This is a genomic window from Mesorhizobium sp. CNPSo 4684 (assembly GCF_057784315.1).
On the sequence record NZ_JBWLUX010000004.1, the window covers coordinates 57,706 to 73,198 of the forward strand.

The 15,493-nt window shown below is 64.2% G+C and carries 15 protein-coding genes; 14 read left to right on the forward strand and 1 reads right to left on the reverse strand.

The window, feature by feature from the left end:
- Window positions 1–137: 137 nt before the first annotated feature.
- A complete protein-coding gene (locus AC04SG_RS04595; protein ID WP_488550090.1) occupies window positions 138–1,415 on the forward strand; it encodes a 4-aminobutyrate--2-oxoglutarate transaminase in 1,278 nt (425 codons plus the stop codon).
- A 116-nt stretch (window positions 1,416–1,531) separates the two neighbouring features.
- On the opposite strand, the gene AC04SG_RS04600 is transcribed toward AC04SG_RS04595, so the two are convergent.
- Entirely contained in the window at window positions 1,532–2,785 is a 1,254-nt protein-coding gene (locus tag AC04SG_RS04600; protein WP_488550091.1) for an NAD(P)/FAD-dependent oxidoreductase, read from the reverse strand.
- A gap of 486 nt (window positions 2,786–3,271) precedes the next feature.
- Between AC04SG_RS04600 and AC04SG_RS04605 the strand changes: the two genes are divergently transcribed.
- The 13 genes from AC04SG_RS04605 (at window position 3,272) to AC04SG_RS04665 (ending at window position 15,489) form a co-directional block, all read left to right on the forward strand.
- Window positions 3,272–4,564, forward strand: a complete 1,293-nt coding sequence (locus AC04SG_RS04605; protein WP_488550092.1) for an imelysin family protein — start codon at window positions 3,272–3,274, stop codon at window positions 4,562–4,564.
- Between the two features lie 60 nt (window positions 4,565–4,624).
- The gene (locus AC04SG_RS04610; protein WP_112566456.1) at window positions 4,625–4,933 is read left to right on the forward strand and encodes a (2Fe-2S)-binding protein; all 309 of its coding nucleotides are present in this window, start codon (window positions 4,625–4,627) and stop codon (window positions 4,931–4,933) included.
- Window positions 4,899–5,384, forward strand: a complete 486-nt coding sequence (gene bfr, locus AC04SG_RS04615; protein ID WP_142868533.1) for a bacterioferritin — start codon at window positions 4,899–4,901, stop codon at window positions 5,382–5,384. The genes AC04SG_RS04610 and bfr overlap by 35 nt, the downstream gene beginning before the upstream one ends.
- Before the next feature lie 12 nt (window positions 5,385–5,396).
- Entirely contained in the window at window positions 5,397–6,995 is a 1,599-nt protein-coding gene (locus AC04SG_RS04620) for a di-heme oxidoreductase family protein (protein WP_488550093.1), read from the forward strand.
- The gene (locus AC04SG_RS04625; protein ID WP_488550094.1) at window positions 6,995–8,068 is read left to right on the forward strand and encodes an imelysin family protein; all 1,074 of its coding nucleotides are present in this window, start codon (window positions 6,995–6,997) and stop codon (window positions 8,066–8,068) included. The genes AC04SG_RS04620 and AC04SG_RS04625 overlap by 1 nt, the downstream gene beginning before the upstream one ends.
- Window positions 8,069–8,070: 2 nt before the next feature.
- Window positions 8,071–9,177: a DUF1513 domain-containing protein gene (locus tag AC04SG_RS04630; RefSeq protein WP_488550095.1), complete on the forward strand. Its 1,107-nt coding sequence runs from the start codon at window positions 8,071–8,073 to the stop codon at window positions 9,175–9,177.
- A gap of 107 nt (window positions 9,178–9,284) precedes the next feature.
- A complete protein-coding gene (gene tsaB, locus AC04SG_RS04635; RefSeq protein WP_488550096.1) occupies window positions 9,285–9,962 on the forward strand; it encodes a tRNA (adenosine(37)-N6)-threonylcarbamoyltransferase complex dimerization subunit type 1 TsaB in 678 nt (225 codons plus the stop codon).
- Window positions 9,962–10,456, forward strand: coding sequence for a ribosomal protein S18-alanine N-acetyltransferase (gene rimI, locus AC04SG_RS04640; RefSeq protein WP_192249924.1), 495 nt, complete (start codon window positions 9,962–9,964; stop codon window positions 10,454–10,456). Before tsaB ends, rimI begins: the two co-directional genes overlap by 1 nt.
- A gap of 27 nt (window positions 10,457–10,483) precedes the next feature.
- Window positions 10,484–11,284 (forward strand): lyso-ornithine lipid O-acyltransferase, encoded by an 801-nt coding sequence (gene olsA / locus AC04SG_RS04645; protein WP_488550097.1) that lies wholly within the window; start codon window positions 10,484–10,486, stop codon window positions 11,282–11,284.
- 75 nt (window positions 11,285–11,359) lie between these two features.
- Complete coding sequence (gene miaB, locus AC04SG_RS04650; protein ID WP_488550098.1) at window positions 11,360–12,769, forward strand: tRNA (N6-isopentenyl adenosine(37)-C2)-methylthiotransferase MiaB; 1,410 nt, start codon at window positions 11,360–11,362, stop codon at window positions 12,767–12,769.
- A gap of 83 nt (window positions 12,770–12,852) precedes the next feature.
- On the forward strand, window positions 12,853–13,845 hold the full coding sequence (locus AC04SG_RS04655; protein ID WP_376740374.1) for a PhoH family protein: 993 nt from the start codon (window positions 12,853–12,855) through the stop codon (window positions 13,843–13,845).
- Window positions 13,846–13,862: 17 nt separating this feature from the next.
- Entirely contained in the window at window positions 13,863–14,369 is a 507-nt protein-coding gene (gene ybeY / locus AC04SG_RS04660) for an rRNA maturation RNase YbeY (protein ID WP_488550099.1), read from the forward strand.
- 28 nt (window positions 14,370–14,397) lie between these two features.
- On the forward strand, window positions 14,398–15,489 hold the full coding sequence (locus AC04SG_RS04665; RefSeq protein ID WP_488550100.1) for a hemolysin family protein: 1,092 nt from the start codon (window positions 14,398–14,400) through the stop codon (window positions 15,487–15,489).
- Window positions 15,490–15,493: the final 4 nt, after the last annotated feature.

Here is a 15,493-nt window from a genome sequence, read left to right on the forward strand (position 1 = left end):
GCCTGTCGAAGTGCCGCGCCCGACGGCAGGCCCAATCGCCGGGCGACGGTGCCGACTTGAGGAAAACGTGAAATAAGGTCAGAAGAGGCCTTGGTATTCATCAAACGAGAACGGGCGTCGGCCCGATGAGGGACGAAATGAAGAACGCAGCCATTTCCGAACGCAAGAACCAGTCGATTTCGCGCGGCGTCGGCATGACGACGCAGATCTATGCCGACCGCGCGGAAAATTCTGAGATCTGGGACGTCGAGGGCCGCCGCTACATCGATTTCTCCTCAGGCATCGCCGTTGTCAACACCGGCCACCGCCACCCCAAGGTGATCGAGGCGGTCAAGGCCCAGCTCGACCGCTTCACCCACACTTGCCACCAGGTGGTGCCCTATGAGAGCTATGTCAGGCTGGCCGAACGGCTGAACGCCATGCTGCCCGGCAAGTTCGAGAAGAAAACCATCTTCGTCACCACCGGCGCCGAGGCGGTCGAGAACGCCATCAAGATCGCCCGCAATGCCACCGGCCGCCAGGCCGTCATCGCCTTTGCCGGCGGCTTCCACGGCCGCACCTTCATGGGCATGGCGCTGACCGGCAAGGTCGTGCCCTACAAGGTTGGTTTCGGCGCCATGCCGGGCGACGTCTACCATGCGCCGTTCCCGGTGCCGCTGCACGGCGTGTCGGTCGCGGATTCGCTGGCGGCACTCGACAGACTGTTCAAGGCCGATGTCGATCCGGCCCGCGTCGCCGCCATCATCATCGAGCCGGTCCAGGGCGAGGGCGGCTTTTACGACGCGCCGCGCGAGTTCCTGACCGCGCTGCGCAAGCTTTGCGACCAGCACGGCATGCTGTTGATCGCCGACGAGGTGCAGACCGGCTTTGCCCGCACCGGCAAGATGTTCGCCATGGACCATCACGAGGTTGCGGCCGACATCACCACCATGGCCAAGAGCCTGGCCGGCGGCTTCCCGCTGGCGGCGGTCACCGGCCGCGCCGAAATCATGGATGCGCCCGGCCCCGGCGGGCTAGGCGGCACCTATGGCGGCAGCCCGATCGGTGTTGCGGCCGCGCATGCCGTGCTCGATGTCATCGAAGACGAAAAGCTCTGCGACCGCGCCAATGCGCTCGGCGCCCGGCTGAAGCAGCGCCTGTCGGCCATCCGTGACGATGTGCCCGAGATTGTCGACATTCGTGGTCTAGGGTTCATGAACGCGGTCGAGTTCAACGACGTCAAGAAAGGCCTGCCGTCGGCCGAGATCGCCAACGCAATCCGCCTGAAGGCGCTCGACAAGGGGCTGATCCTGCTGACCTGCGGCGTCTACGGCAACGTCATTCGTTTCCTCGCGCCGATCACCATCCAGGACAACGTCATGAACGAGGCGCTCGACATCCTGGAAAGCTCGATCCGAGAAGTCTGCGCCGCCTAGCGCTTACCCTCCCCCTCGTGGGGAGGGTCGCTGCGAAGCAGCGGGGTGGGGGCGGCGTCAAGCCCCCCACCCGGACCTGCGGTCCGACCTCCCCACAAGGGGGAGGTAAAGAGGCGTCAGCCAGCAGCCCTAGCTGGCTCATCCTGCTGAAACGCCGCCAGCGCCGCCTTCAACCCGTCAGGACCTTCCGCCACCGTCTGCGGCGTCGGCGAAAACCCGGCGCCGAGCATCTTGCGGCCGAGCATGTGGTCACCCGGGCGATTGACCGATTCGATGCCGAGCAGCCGGCTTCCGGCATAATGATAGATCGAGAACTTGTTGTCGCCGAGGTCGCCCAGCACGACATGGCTGTCGCCGCCCGACGTCAGCCCGACCATCTGCAATTTCATGTCGCCGATGTCCGACCAGAACCAAGGCACCGCCGCATAGGCGTCCGCGTGGCCGGTGATCGTGCGCGCCGCAAGCCGCGCCTGGTCGGTGGCGTTCTGCACCGATTCCAGCCGCACGTCGCCGCCGGTCAACCAGTGGCGGTAGGAGGCGGCGTCGCCGATGGCGAGGATATCAGGCACCGAGCTGCGCATCTGCTGGTCGACGCGGATGCCGTTGGCGATGGTCAGCCCGGCGGCCTGCGCCAGCTCGACATTCGGCACTGCGCCGATGCCGACAATGACCATGCGCGCCGGCAGCCTTTCGCCGGTGGAAGTGACGGCGGTTGAGACATGGCCGTTTTCGCCCTCCAACCTGGCAATCGTGGTGCCGGTGAGGATGCGCACGCCGATTGTTTCCAGCCGCTGGCGGACATGGCTCGCCACCACCGGTGCCACCGCGCGGCCGAGCAGCCGGTCCATGGCCTCGACCACGGTGACGTTGCGGCCGGCCACTCGCAGCGTCGCCGCAATTTCCAACCCGATGAAGCCGCCGCCGAGAATGACGACATCGTCGCTCTGCGCACTGAGGTCGCGGATCAGCCGCGCATCGGCGATCGAGCGCAGCGACAGCACGCCCGAGAGGTCGGCGCCCGGCAGCGGCAGAAGCCGCGGCCGCGAACCGGTGGCCAGGATCAGGCGGTCGAAGGCAAGCACGCCGCCGCCAGCTATGTCCAGCCTGCGGCCGGCCGTATCGATACTGTCGATTCGGATGCCTGGCCTGAAGTCGATGGCGCTGCCGGTATAAAAAGCCTCGCCGCGCAAGGGCTGCGGTTTGGCCTCGGCATCCTTGATGAAGGTCTTCGACAAAGGTGGCTTGTGGTAGGGCAACTCGTTCTCGTCGCCTATCAGCACAACCGGTCCGTCATAGCCTTCCTCGCGCAGGCTGGCGGCCGCTTGCACGCCCGCGTGACCCGCACCGACAATGACGACACCATTCTTCATCGCAACCCGAATTCCTGTTTCAAATCTAGAGCATGGTGCTGTGCGAAACGGCTTTCGGACGACACCATGCTTTGATTTTGAGCCGTTCCGCCAGATGGCGATTGTCTGCCACCGCCGCAAGAGGCCCGGTCCGGGTCGCACCCGGAACGGTGGTCTGTCAATCGCCCCGTCTCGCGACGCTCCTCGCACGATACGATTTAAAGTTGATAGTCCTAGTTTAGAATAATTCTAAACTGTTGTTTCAATTGAATTTTCTGGGGTTGACCAGTTGACTTCCGGCGCCGCCACCGTTTTATGGAGGCTCGCGCGTCAGCGCATCCCTTTGATGTTTGGGCCTTGAACCCGTTCGATTGGAGGCAGTTGGTGTCTTTCTACCGTGAGCCGCGCAACGGCGCGGCATCTGTTGTGTCCTATGGCATGCCTATGTCCAGGCATCGCTTGGCACGCGCGCCTTTTACCGAATTCCCTTTGAACTGGAGAATGATGATGACAGCACGATTTGGCGGCAGGCTGGCTGCGATCGGTGCCACGGCAATGTTGACGGCGGCGGTTTTCATACTGCCGGCCAAGGCGGCGGAGATCGATGCCAAGGCGGTCATCAAGACCTATTCCGACATCGCGTTGGCCAAGTATGAGGATTCGCTGACCACCGCCCAGGCGCTCGACAAGGCTGTCGACGCGCTGCTCGCCAATCCATCGGCGGACACGCTGAACGCCGCCCGCGATGCCTGGAAGGCGTCGCGCGTGCCTTACCAGCAGACCGAGGTGTACCGCTTCGGCAACAAGATCGTCGACGACTGGGAAGGCAAGGTGAATTCGTGGCCGCTGGACGAAGGCCTGATCGACTATGTCGCCAAGAGCTATGGCACCGAGTCCGATGCCAACGCGCTCTACACCGCCAATATCATCGCCAACAAGGAAATCGAGATCAACGGCAAGAAGGTCGACGCCTCGAAGCTGTCGCCGGAATTCCTCTCCGGCACGCTGCAGGAAGCCGGCGGCATCGAAGCCAATGTCGCGACCGGCTATCACGCCATCGAGTTCCTGCTCTGGGGCCAGGATCTGCACGGCACTGGCCCGGGCGCCGGCGAGCGGCCCTACACCGACTATGACCTCAAGAACTGCACCGGCGGCAATTGCGACCGCCGCGCTGAGTATCTGAAGTCCGCCAGCGATTTGCTGGTCTCCGACCTGCAGGAAATGGTCGGCAACTGGAAGGAAGACGGCGCCGCCCGCAAGAACCTCGTCGACGGCCAGCCGAACACCGCCGTCTCGGTGATCTTCACCGGCATGGGCTCGCTGTCCTACGGCGAACTGGCCGGCGAGCGCATGAAACTCGGCCTGCTGCTGCACGATCCGGAAGAGGAGCACGACTGCTTCTCCGACAACACCTACAACTCGCATCTCTATGACGCGATCGGCATCCGCGCCGCCTATCTCGCCAGCTACACCCGCCTCGATGGCACCGTCGTTTCGGGCCCGTCGGTGCACGATATGGTCAAGGCGGCCGATCCGGCGATCGACAAGGAGTTGTCCGACAAGCTCGACGTCTCGGTCGCCAAGATGGAGGCGATCAAGGCGCGGGCTGTGGCCGGTGAGGCCTACGACCAGCAGATCGCCGAGGGCAACCCCGAAGGCAACGCCACGGTGCAGGCGGCAATCGACGCGCTGGTCGACCAGACCAAGTCGATCGAACGCGCCGTTGGTGCCTTGAAGCTCAACGACATTGCTTTTGAGGGCTCCGACAGCCTTGATGCACCGGAGAAGGTGTTCAAGTAACACCCCAACCAACCACCAGCCAAGCGGCGCGGAGGAGGCGCCGTCAGCCAGAGCCAATCCATGCTGATCTGCCATTGCAATATCATCACCGAAAAGGAGATTGAGCAGACGATCGTCGATCTGCTGGACCAGGATCCCTGGCAGCTCATCGTGCCGGCGAAAGTCTATCACACGATGCAAAAGCGCGGTCGCTGTTGCGGCTGCTTCCCAAATGTGGTCGAAACGATCATTCGGGTCACCGAAAATTACCACGCCCGCTCGGAGGCGAGCGGCGACATCGTTTCACATCTGGATCGCGTCAGAGGCCTGCGCGTCCAATACGGGAGCAGAACCCATGAAAGGCGAAAAGCAGATCATAGAGCGGCTTAACGAAGCTCTTTTCCTGGAGCTCGGCGCCGTCAATCAGTACTGGGTACATTTCCGTCTGCTGGAGGACTGGGGATACGCCAAGCTGGCAAAGAAGGAACGCGCCGAATCGATCGAGGAAATGCACCATGCCGATCGGCTGGTGGCCCGTATCATCTTCCTCGAAGGCCACCCCAATCTGCAGTCCGTGGCGCCTTTGCGCATCGGCCAGAATGTCAAGGAAGTGCTCGAATCCGATCTTGCCGGCGAATATGACGCGCGCACCGCCTACAAGCGTTCGCGCGAGATCTGTGAAGAAGCAGGCGACTACGTGACGATGAAGCTGTTCGAGGAATTGCTGGCCGACGAGGAAGGTCATATCGACTTCCTCGAGACGCAGCTCGACCTGCTGGCCTCGATCGGCGAGGAAAAGTACGGCCAGCTCAACGCCGCATCGGCGGATGAGGCGGAATAGGACCATGCGGGAATGCGGCGCCTCCTAGATTTTCCGCGCCGCTTGCGGCGGGCTAACGGCCTGCCGCTCCTCAAAAACCCGCGATACCAGGCGTTTCGCGGGCTTTCGATTGCCATCCTTGCGATTGTTTCGGCCCCCGCGCTGGCTGGTGCTGTGGACCCGGCCGGCCACGCCACCAGCCGCACCGACCTGACGCCGAAGGATCAGGCCCGCGTCATTGCCGTCACCAGGCCGACCGCCGATTTCTCCAAACCGGAAGCCTTCGAAACGATGCAAGGCGGCGCCGGCACCTCGCGCCAGGTCGACCGCGACGCCTTCTCGCAACCCTCTGAAAACATCACCTTCGAGGAAGAGGGCAATTTCAAGCTCGGCAATGCGCTTTTTCGCAAGAACTGGGTGTCGTCGCCGTCCTCGACCCAGGCCTCGGATGGTCTCGGGCCGCTGTTCAACGAGCGTGCCTGCCAGAATTGCCATTTGAAGGACGGCCGCGGCCGTCCGCCGTCGGCCGACAGCCGCACCACCTCGATGTTCCTGCGGCTGGCGCGCGATGCCAGCACAGCGGAGGAAAAGGCCGAGATCGCCGGGCACAAAGTGTTGAATTTCCCCGACCCTGTCTACGGCACGCAATTGCAGGAACTGGCGGTTCCCGGCCTCAAGGGCGAAGGCCGCATGCGTGTCGACTATGGCGATGAAAAGGTTGCGCTTGGCGACGGCACCGTCGTTTCGCTGCGCAAACCGAGTTATGCCATCGATGGTCTTGGCTACGGCCCGCTCGACCCGCACACCACAGTGTCGCCGCGGCTGACGCCGCCGATGATCGGCCTTGGCCTGATCGAACAGATCGCACCGGCCGATATTCTTGCCCACGCCGATCCGGACGACCGCGATGGCGACGGCATTTCCGGCAAACCCAACATCGTACGCGACGTCAGCAGCGGCGAACTGACACTCGGCCGCTTCGGCTGGAAGGCGCAAACCGCCTCGATCCGCCAGCAGGCGGCGGATGCCTTTGACGGCGATATCGGCATTTCGACGCCGGAAGAGCCCAACCATTGGGGCGATTGCACCACGGCCGAAAAGGCCTGCCTCGCCATGCCGAACGGCGTCCAGAAGCGGCTCGGTACTGTCGAGGCGCCGTCGCCGGTGATGGACCTCGTCACTTTCTATTCGCAGAACCTTGCCGTGCCGGCGCGGCGCGATGTCGGCGATCCCGCCGTGCTCGCCGGCAAGAAACTGTTCTACGACATGGGCTGCATCTCCTGCCACACACCGAAATTCGTCACCATGCGCGGCACGCCCAACAAAGCTCAAGCGTTCCAGCTGGTCTGGCCTTATTCCGACTTCCTGCTACACGACATGGGTCCCGGTCTCGCCGATGGCCAGGTCGTTGGCGAGGCGATGGGCAGCGAATGGCGCACACCGCCGCTCTGGGGCATCGGGCTCACCCAGACGGTCAACGGCAACAGCTTCTTCCTGCATGACGGGCGTGCGCGTACGCTTACCGAAGCTATCCTCTGGCACGGCGGCGAGGGGCGGAAGGCGCGCGACCGCTTTGCCGCCACCGATGCGGCCGACCGCGATGCTCTCATCAAATTCCTGGAGTCACTCTGATGCTGAAGCGCTTTTTGCCTGCCCTCGCGCTAGCGCTGGCCATGTCCTCCCCGGCATCGGCCTCGGTGAAAGCCTCCGACGTCATCCAGCGCGCGATCGACGGCTTTGTCCGTCCCGCCTATGCCAGTCTGCATGATCATGCGGACGGCCTAGCCAAGGCCATGGACGCGCTTTGCCAGGCGCCTTCGCAGGGCAATCTCGACGCCGCGCATGCCGAATTCTCGGCTACGGTCGCAGCCTGGTCGTCGGCCGAAATCATCGGCTTCGGGCCGATCAAGGAGAACAACCGGCTGGAGCGCATGCTCTACTGGCCGGACCGCAAGAGCATCGGCCTGAAGCAGGTGCAGGCCGCTCTGGCCGCCAGGGACCCGACCGCCAGCGACCCGACGCAGCTGGCGGGCAAGAGCGTCGCCATGCAGGGGTTAGGGGCGCTGGAGTTCGTGCTCTATGGCGATGGCGCTGACGCGCTCGCCGGCAAGGACGAACCGTACCGCTGCGCCTACGGCGCGGCGATTGCCAAGAATATCGAGACGATGGCCGCCGACGTCGACGCGGCCTGGAAAAAGCCGGACGGCTTTGCGGCCCTGTGGGCAAATCCGGGACCCGACAACGCGCTCTATCGCGACGGCACCGAAGCGGTGACCGAACTGGTCGGCGTCTTCATCAACGAGCTGGAGATGGTCCGAGACGTGCGCCTCAAGGGTTTTCTCGGCGCCAAGCCGGATGCCGACAAGCCAAGGCAGGCGATCTTCTGGCGCTCGCAGAACACCGGCCTGTCATTAGCCGGCAATCTCTCAGGCATCGACACGCTGTTTGAGGCCTCCAAACTCGGCGACGCGCTGCCGGAGGATGCACGCTGGATGGCGGAATCGATCCATATCCAGCTGGTCAACGGCATCGCCACCGCCAGGTCAGTCCAGGGCCCGATCGACAAGGCGCTGGCCGATCCGGTTGAGCGCGAGAAGCTCGAGCATTTCGCGCTGATCACTTCCAGCCTGTCAGGCTTGATCGGCACCAGGTTGACGGCCGAATTCGGCCTGACCGCCGGCTTCTCCTCGCTCGACGGAGACTGATCATGAGGACGCCACTGATTGATCGCCGCGATTTTCTGAAGGCCGCCGGCGCAGGCTTCATAGCGGCTATGGCGCCTCGGGCCTGGGCGGAAACGCTCAGCACGGATGCGGTCTTTGCCACCGCCTTCGTCAAGCGCGACGGCAGTTTTGGCGCGGCTGTGCTGTCGGAAGCCGGCAAACTACTGCATGCGATCGACCTGCCCGACCGTGGCCACGACGTCACCTTCGATCCGGTATCGAAGCGCTCGGTGGTTTTCGCCAGGCAACCCGGCACCTTCGCCGTGGTCTTCGACCATACCGGCCGCGAAGCACCGCAGACCATTGCCAGCATCACCGGCCGCCATTTCTTCGGCCATGGCGTGTTCTCTGCCGATGGGGCGCTGCTCTACGCCACCGAAAATGATTTCGACAATGCCGCCGGCGTCGTCGGAATCTACGACGCACGCGCCAAATTCAGCCGCATCGGCGAGTTCCCGACCTATGGCATGGGGCCGCACGAGCTTCTGCTGCTTGGCGACGGCAGGACGGTCGCCATCGCCAATGGCGGCATCGAGACCCATCCGGACTATGGCCGCGCCGAACTCAACATCGCGACGATGAAGCCGTCTTATGTGCTGGTCGACCGCATCACCGGCGACCTCATCGAAAAACACGAGCTGCCGGCTTCCCTGCACCAACTGTCGATCCGCCACATGGATGCCGATGCGTCCGGCACCATCTGGTTCGGCTGCCAGTATCGTGGTCCAGGCACCGAGCGTCCGTTGCTGGTCGGCCGCGCTGCCCGTGGCAAGGACCTGCGGCTGATCGACATGCCGCCGGACGTGCTGTCCGGCTTCAAGAACTATATCGGCTCGGTCGCGGCCAATCCGGTTGCCGGAACGGTCGCGGTGTCGTCACCGGAAGGCAATTCGCTGGCCGTGATCGATGCCGCCAGCGGCAAGATCGTCGCCACCAAGGTGCTGGTCGAGGTCTGCGGCCTGGCACCCGACGGACCGGGCTTCATGGCGACGACAGGTGCTGGCGAAATCATCGAAGGCAGCGGCACGACGCGCTCCGAGCCCGATTATGTCTGGGACAACCACATGCTGCGCATCTTGCCGGCGGCGTAAGCCGTCCGGCCTACGCCGAAGCGAAGCCGCTTAACAATTTACACGCTGGCTCTTGCGGCGGCGCGCCATGGCGGGCAGAGGGAGACTGTTTTTCGAACCGGTTGCCCATGAAACTGCTTGCCATCGACTGTGCCGCCAATCTTTGCGCCGCCTGCGTCTATGACGCGGCGGCCGGCAAGGAGCTCGGCCGCTCGGTACGCGACCTCGGCAAGGGCCATGCCGAACACCTGATGGCCGTCATCGACGAAGCGCTGAAGGCCGGCGGTACAGACTATGCCGGCCTTGGCGCCGTTGCGGTCTCGATAGGCCCGGGCTCCTTTACCGGCCTGCGCGTCGGCGTCTCGGCGGCGCGCGGTCTGGCGCTGGCGCTGAAGATCCCGGCGATCGGCGTGACGACGCTGGAAGCGTTGGCGGCAGAAGCAAGCGCGGCATTCCCCGGCCGCCCGGTCCTGGCCGCGCTCGACGCCGGCCGTGAGGAGATCCATGCCGCGTTTTACGATGCGGATGCGATTTTGCGCTATGGTCCGGCGGTGACCACACTTGCGCAAGCCGCGGGAATGGCGGCGAACAATCGTCCGGTGCTTGCCGGCACGGCGGCTGAGCAGATCGCCGCGGCGGTCGGACGCATCTTCGATATCGGCCCGACATCGGCCACTGCCGACATTGCGATCTACGCCCGGCTGGCAGCGGCAAAAGGTGAGGGCGAAAAACCGAAACCGCTCTATCTGCGCGGCGCCGACGCCAAGCCGCAGGCGGGGTTCATTTTATCGCGGCAGGACAAATAATGCGCATTCCCTTCCTCCAGCCGCGCCGCAGGGACTATGCGCTCGAACCGCTGACCATCGCCGACAGCCCGGCGGTCTCGGTGCTGCATCGCGAGGATTTCGTCCGGCCGTGGACCGATGGCGAGTTCGCCGCGCTGCTCGAGCAGGACACCGTGTTCGGCTATGCCGCGCGTGAGATCGGCCAGGGCGCCAAGCCGCCGGTCGGCTTCGTGCTGGCCAGGCTTGCTGCCGGCGAAGGCGAGATCCTAACCGTGGCGGTGGCGCGCTCGCATCGCCGCCAGGGGCTCGGCTGGCAGTTGATGGACGCGGTGCTGCGCGAACTGCATGCGCAGCGTGCCGAGGCGCTCTTCCTCGAAGTCGACGAGACCAATGTCGCTGCGATCGCCCTCTACCGGCGGCTTGGGTTCCGCCAGGTCGGCCACCGCGCCAACTATTACCGCTCGACCGAGCATGGCCCGACCGGCGCGCTTGTCATGCGCCGCGATCTCCGCTAGCGCAGAACGCGGGATAAGGTCAGGCGCATGATCGGAAAAATCAGGATTTTCCTGGCGCTGAGCCTCGTTGTCGTCGGCTCGCTGGTCCTTGTGCCGCTGCAACTGCTGTCGATGAAGACCGGCATCTGGCGCGAAACCGTCATTCTGAAGGTCTGGCACAGGCTCATCGTCCGCACGCTCGGTCTCCGCATCCATGTCAAAGGCAATTTGTCCAGCCAGCGCCCGCTGCTGGTCGCCTCGAACCACATCTCCTGGACCGACATCATGGTGCTCGGCTCTTTTGCCGATGTGACGTTCATCGCCAGGGCGGATATGGAGGGGTGGCCGCTGATCGGCTGGCTGTCGAAACTGCAGCGCACCGTCTTCATCGAGCGTGAGCGCAAGCGCACGGCGGGCGACCAGGCCAGCGAGATCGCCAGCCGCATGGCCAAGGGCGACGCCATGGTGCTGTTTGCCGAGGGTTCGACCGGCGACGGCAACACCATCCTGCCGTTCAAGAGCACACTGTTTGGCGCCGCCTCGATGGCGATTTCGGAAGGCGCCGCCGAACGGGTCTTCATCCAGCCGGTGGCGATCGCTTATACACGGGTGCACGGCGTGCCGCTCGGCCGCCGTCACAGGTCGATCGCCGCCTGGATCGGCGATCAGGACCTGATGCCGCATCTCAAGGTGCTGATGGCTGAGGGCGCGCTCGACGTCGAAGTGCATTTCGGCGAGCCAATCGTCTTTTCCAAGGGCTCGAACCGCAAGGAAACGTCTAGGCTGATGGAAAGCCAGGTGCGCGCGATGATGCAGGCGGCACTCGCCGACCCCCTCCCGAGCCGCTAGCACAGGCAGTGCGCCTATCGGCGCATCTCGAGAATCGTCTGTTTTTTGTCACGGAAAGGCGTTAGAAGCCGCCGGATGGATTTGAACACGATAGAGCGGAACGACGCCGCTAGTGCCGCGCAAAGCGCTGCTGTGGCGTCCGCCCCGGCCAAAAAGGTCTTCGTCAAGACCTATGGCTGCCAGATGAATGTCTATGATTCACAGCGCATGACCGATGCGCTGGCCGCCGACGGCTATACCGCGACCGACACCATCGCCGAGGCCGACCTGGTGCTGCTCAACACCTGCCATATCAGGGAGAAGGCGGCGGAAAAGGTCTATTCCGAACTCGGCCGCATTCGCGACATGAAGGCCGAACGCGCCGCAGCAGGGCGCGAAATGCTGATCGGCGTCGCCGGCTGCGTCGCGCAGGCCGAAGGCGCTGAGATCATCCGCCGCTCGCCCGCCGTCGACCTGGTCATCGGCCCGCAGACCTATCACCGGCTGCCCGACGTGCTGGCGCGGGTGCGCGGCGGCGGGAAGATCGTCGAGACCGAATACGCCATCGAGGACAAGTTCGAGCACCTGCCGCAGCCGAAGCGTGCCGAAGTCATCAAGCGCGGCGTCACCGCCTTCCTCACCGTTCAGGAAGGCTGCGACAAGTTCTGCACCTTTTGCGTCGTGCCCTACACCAGGGGCTCGGAAGTGTCGCGGCCGGTGGCGCAGATCGTCGCCGAAGCCGAGCGGCTGGCCGAAGCCGGCGTACGCGAGGTGACGCTGCTTGGCCAGAACGTCAACGCCTGGCATGGGAAGGGCGAAGATGGCACGGAATGGGGCCTTGGCCGCCTGCTGTTCCGGCTGGCTGAGATTCCCGGCCTGGCGCGGCTGCGCTACACCACCAGCCATCCGCGCGACATGGACGACGAACTGATTGCCGCCCATCGCGATCTGCCGGCGCTGATGCCCTATCTGCATCTGCCGGTGCAGTCGGGGTCCAACCGCATCCTCAAGGCGATGAACCGCAGGCATACGGCAAGCGACTATCTGGCGCTGCTCGAGCGCATTCGCGCCGCCCGCGGCGACATCGCGCTGTCCGGCGACTTCATCGTCGGCTTCCCCGGCGAGACCGACGCCGATTTCGAGGCGACAATGGAACTGGTGCGCCAGGTCAACTACGCCTCGGCCTTTTCGTTCAAATATTCGCCGCGCCCCGGCACGCCGGGCGCCGATATGCCTGATCACGTGCTCGAAACGGTCAAGGACGAGCGCTTGCAGCGACTGCAGGCGCTGCTGCTCAAACAGCAGCAGGATTTCGGCCTGAGCCTCGTCGGCAGCACCATCGATACGCTGATCGAGAAGCCCGGCCGTCAGGCTGGCCAGAAGGTCGGCCGTTCGCCTTGGCTGCAGCCGGTTATTGTTGATGAAAAGGCCGGCGAAATCGGTGACATTATCCGGGTGCGAATCACGAAGACGGGCTACAATAGCCTGTTCGCCGAATTGGCCTGATGGCCTCGGCAGATGAGGAGAGACGGTTGAGCGCTGCTGAAGTGAAGACTCTGCCCCAGAACCAGACATCCGGGGCCTCTGACATGGCGCACATCGTTCTGACTTTCGACAACAACAAGCTTGCCAGCGCCCTGTACGGCCAGTTTGACGAGAACCTGGCCCGGCTCGAGCAGAAGCTCGGCGTCGACATCCGCTCGCGCGGCAACCAGTTGACCATCAAGGGTTCGGCCTCGGCGGCCGAGCAGGCGCGCCGCGCGCTCGACAATCTCTATGGCATTCTCCAGAAAGGCACCGATATCGGCCAGTCCGACGTGGACGGCGCCGTGCGCATGGCGGTTGCCGCCGACGACCAGTTGACGTTGCCGACGCTGGAGCGCAAGGGCAAGGTCTCGGCCGCCCAGATATCCACCCGCAAGAAGACCATCTATGCCCGTTCGCTCAACCAGGACGCCTATATGCGGGCGCTGGAGCGCTCGGAACTGGTGTTCGGCATCGGCCCCGCCGGCACCGGCAAGACCTACCTGGCGGTGGCGCATGCGGCGATGCTGCTCGAACGCGGCATGGTCGAGCGCATCATCCTGTCGCGACCGGCGGTCGAGGCCGGCGAGCGGCTGGGCTTCCTGCCCGGCGACATGAAGGAAAAGGTCGATCCATATCTGCGGCCGCTTTATGATGCGCTGTACGACATGATGCCGGCCGACAAGGTCGAACGCGCCATTGCCGCCGAGGTGATCGAAATCGCGCCGCTCGCCTTCATGCGCGGCCGCACGCTGGCACACGCCGCCGTCATCCTCGACGAGGCGCAGAACACCACGCCGATGCAGATGAAGATGTTTCTGACCCGCCTCGGCGAGAATTCGCGCATGATCGTCACCGGCGATCCGACGCAGATCGATCTGCCTCCAAGCACCAAATCGGGCCTGGTCGAAGCCTTGCGCGTCCTTGACGGCGTGGCCGGCGCGGTAACCGTGCGCTTCAACGATGTCGACGTCGTGCGCCATCCGCTGGTGGCGGAAATTGTCAGGGCCTATGACCGCGACGCCAAGCTGTCGCGCGGCCTCGGCGCCGAGAGCTGATGTGACGATGCGGGCTCATGCCTGAAAACATAAAAACCGGCGGCGGGGACAGTTCGATCCCCGTCGAGATCGATCTGTCGGTCGAGGCCGGCGATTGGCCCGGCGAGGCGGCGCTGACCCTCCTGGTCGACCGCGCCGTGTCGGCTGCCTTTGCCGAAACCGCTGCTGCCGGCCACTCCGAACTCAGCATCGTCTTTTCCGACGATGCCCATATCCGCACCCTCAACGCTGGCTGGCGCGGCAAGGACAAAGCCACCAACGTCTTGTCTTTCCCGGCTTTTCCGTTCCCCAAGGGCGGCAAGCTGCCGCCGATGCTGGGCGATATCGTGCTCGCGTCCGAGACGGTGGCGCGCGAAGCAGCCCTGGAAGAGAAGCCCGTCGAGAACCATATCACCCATCTCGTCATCCACGGCCTGCTGCATTTGCTGGGCTACGATCACGAGACCGATGCAGAGGCCGAGGAGATGGAAGCTATCGAGCGCGCGGCGCTTGCAAGGCTTGCCATTCCCGATCCCTACACGTAATGACAAAAGACCAATTGACCGGACGACGATGAACGACAAACCAGAAACTGCCGCCCGCCCCGAGGCTGGCAGTGCGACCAAGCCTTCCGATACGACGGAAGAGGGATCGAGTCCGAGTACCATCACCGGCAGCCCCGCTTCTGGTAGTATTGCCAGCGAGCCATCGCCTGCCGGTCCGTCTCTGTTCGAGCGCGTTTTGGGCCTGTTCCGGCAGCGCAACGGCACCAGCCTGCGCGAGGAAATCGCCGGCGCGCTTGCCGAAACGACAAGCGATGCCGAGTCTTTTTCGCCCGGCGAACGCGCCATGCTCAACAACATACTGCGCCTGCGCGAAGTGCGCGTCGAGGACGTCATGGTGCCGCGCGCCGACATCGAGGCGGTCGAGATCACCACGACTTTGGGCGATCTGCTCGGCCTGTTCGAGCAATCCGGCCATTCGCGCATGCCGGTCTATTCCGAGACGCTCGACGACCCGCGCGGCATGGTTCACATCCGTGACGTGCTGGCGCACATCACCAAGGTCGCCCGCGTCAAGAAGGGCAGGACATCGAGGAAGACGCCGGCAACGACGCTTCTCGACCTCGCCCAGGTCGATCTTGGCCGCACCATCGGCGACCTCAATCTGATCCGCCCGGTACTGTTCGTGCCGCCCTCCATGCTTGCCTCCGACTTGATGGGTCGCATGCAGACAACGCGCACCCAGATGGCGCTGGTCATCGACGAATATGGCGGCACGGATGGCCTGGCCTCGCTGGAAGACATCGTCGAAATGGTGGTCGGCGACATCGAGGACGAGCATGACGAAGATGAGCCGCTGATCACCCAGACCGGCGAGGGCGTCTTCGTCGTCGACGGCAAGGCTGAGATCGACGAGGTCGCCAAGATGATCGGCGAGGACTTTACCGCCGGCGAACATGGCGAATATGTCGACACCATTGGCGGCATGATCTTCAACACGCTGGGCCGCGTGCCCGCGCGTGGCGAAGTGGTCCAGGCGATACCCGGCTTCGAGTTCCACGTGCTCGACGCCGATCCGCGCCGCGTCAAGCGCGTGCGCATCGTCCAGATCCAGAAAGGCGAGCGCCGCCGCCGCGCCACCGCTCGCACCGAGCAGGCCTGATTCG

What these genes read in the sequence shown, in the direction of transcription:
- AC04SG_RS04595 (WP_488550090.1), top strand. Translation starts at nt 138, where the DNA reads ATGAAGAACGCAGCCATTTCCGAACGCAAGAACCAGTCGATTTCGCGC.
- AC04SG_RS04600 (WP_488550091.1), bottom strand. Translation starts at nt 2,785, where the DNA reads ATGAAGAATGGTGTCGTCATTGTCGGTGCGGGTCACGCGGGCGTGCAA.
- AC04SG_RS04605 (WP_488550092.1), top strand. Translation starts at nt 3,272, where the DNA reads ATGACAGCACGATTTGGCGGCAGGCTGGCTGCGATCGGTGCCACGGCA.
- AC04SG_RS04610 (WP_112566456.1), top strand. Translation starts at nt 4,625, where the DNA reads ATGCTGATCTGCCATTGCAATATCATCACCGAAAAGGAGATTGAGCAG.
- bfr (WP_142868533.1), top strand. Translation starts at nt 4,899, where the DNA reads ATGAAAGGCGAAAAGCAGATCATAGAGCGGCTTAACGAAGCTCTTTTC.
- AC04SG_RS04620 (WP_488550093.1), top strand. Translation starts at nt 5,397, where the DNA reads ATGCGGCGCCTCCTAGATTTTCCGCGCCGCTTGCGGCGGGCTAACGGC.
- AC04SG_RS04625 (WP_488550094.1), top strand. Translation starts at nt 6,995, where the DNA reads ATGCTGAAGCGCTTTTTGCCTGCCCTCGCGCTAGCGCTGGCCATGTCC.
- AC04SG_RS04630 (WP_488550095.1), top strand. Translation starts at nt 8,071, where the DNA reads ATGAGGACGCCACTGATTGATCGCCGCGATTTTCTGAAGGCCGCCGGC.
- tsaB (WP_488550096.1), top strand. Translation starts at nt 9,285, where the DNA reads ATGAAACTGCTTGCCATCGACTGTGCCGCCAATCTTTGCGCCGCCTGC.
- rimI (WP_192249924.1), top strand. Translation starts at nt 9,962, where the DNA reads ATGCGCATTCCCTTCCTCCAGCCGCGCCGCAGGGACTATGCGCTCGAA.
- olsA (WP_488550097.1), top strand. Translation starts at nt 10,484, where the DNA reads ATGATCGGAAAAATCAGGATTTTCCTGGCGCTGAGCCTCGTTGTCGTC.
- miaB (WP_488550098.1), top strand. Translation starts at nt 11,360, where the DNA reads ATGGATTTGAACACGATAGAGCGGAACGACGCCGCTAGTGCCGCGCAA.
- AC04SG_RS04655 (WP_376740374.1), top strand. Translation starts at nt 12,853, where the DNA reads ATGGCGCACATCGTTCTGACTTTCGACAACAACAAGCTTGCCAGCGCC.
- ybeY (WP_488550099.1), top strand. Translation starts at nt 13,863, where the DNA reads ATGCCTGAAAACATAAAAACCGGCGGCGGGGACAGTTCGATCCCCGTC.
- AC04SG_RS04665 (WP_488550100.1), top strand. Translation starts at nt 14,398, where the DNA reads ATGAACGACAAACCAGAAACTGCCGCCCGCCCCGAGGCTGGCAGTGCG.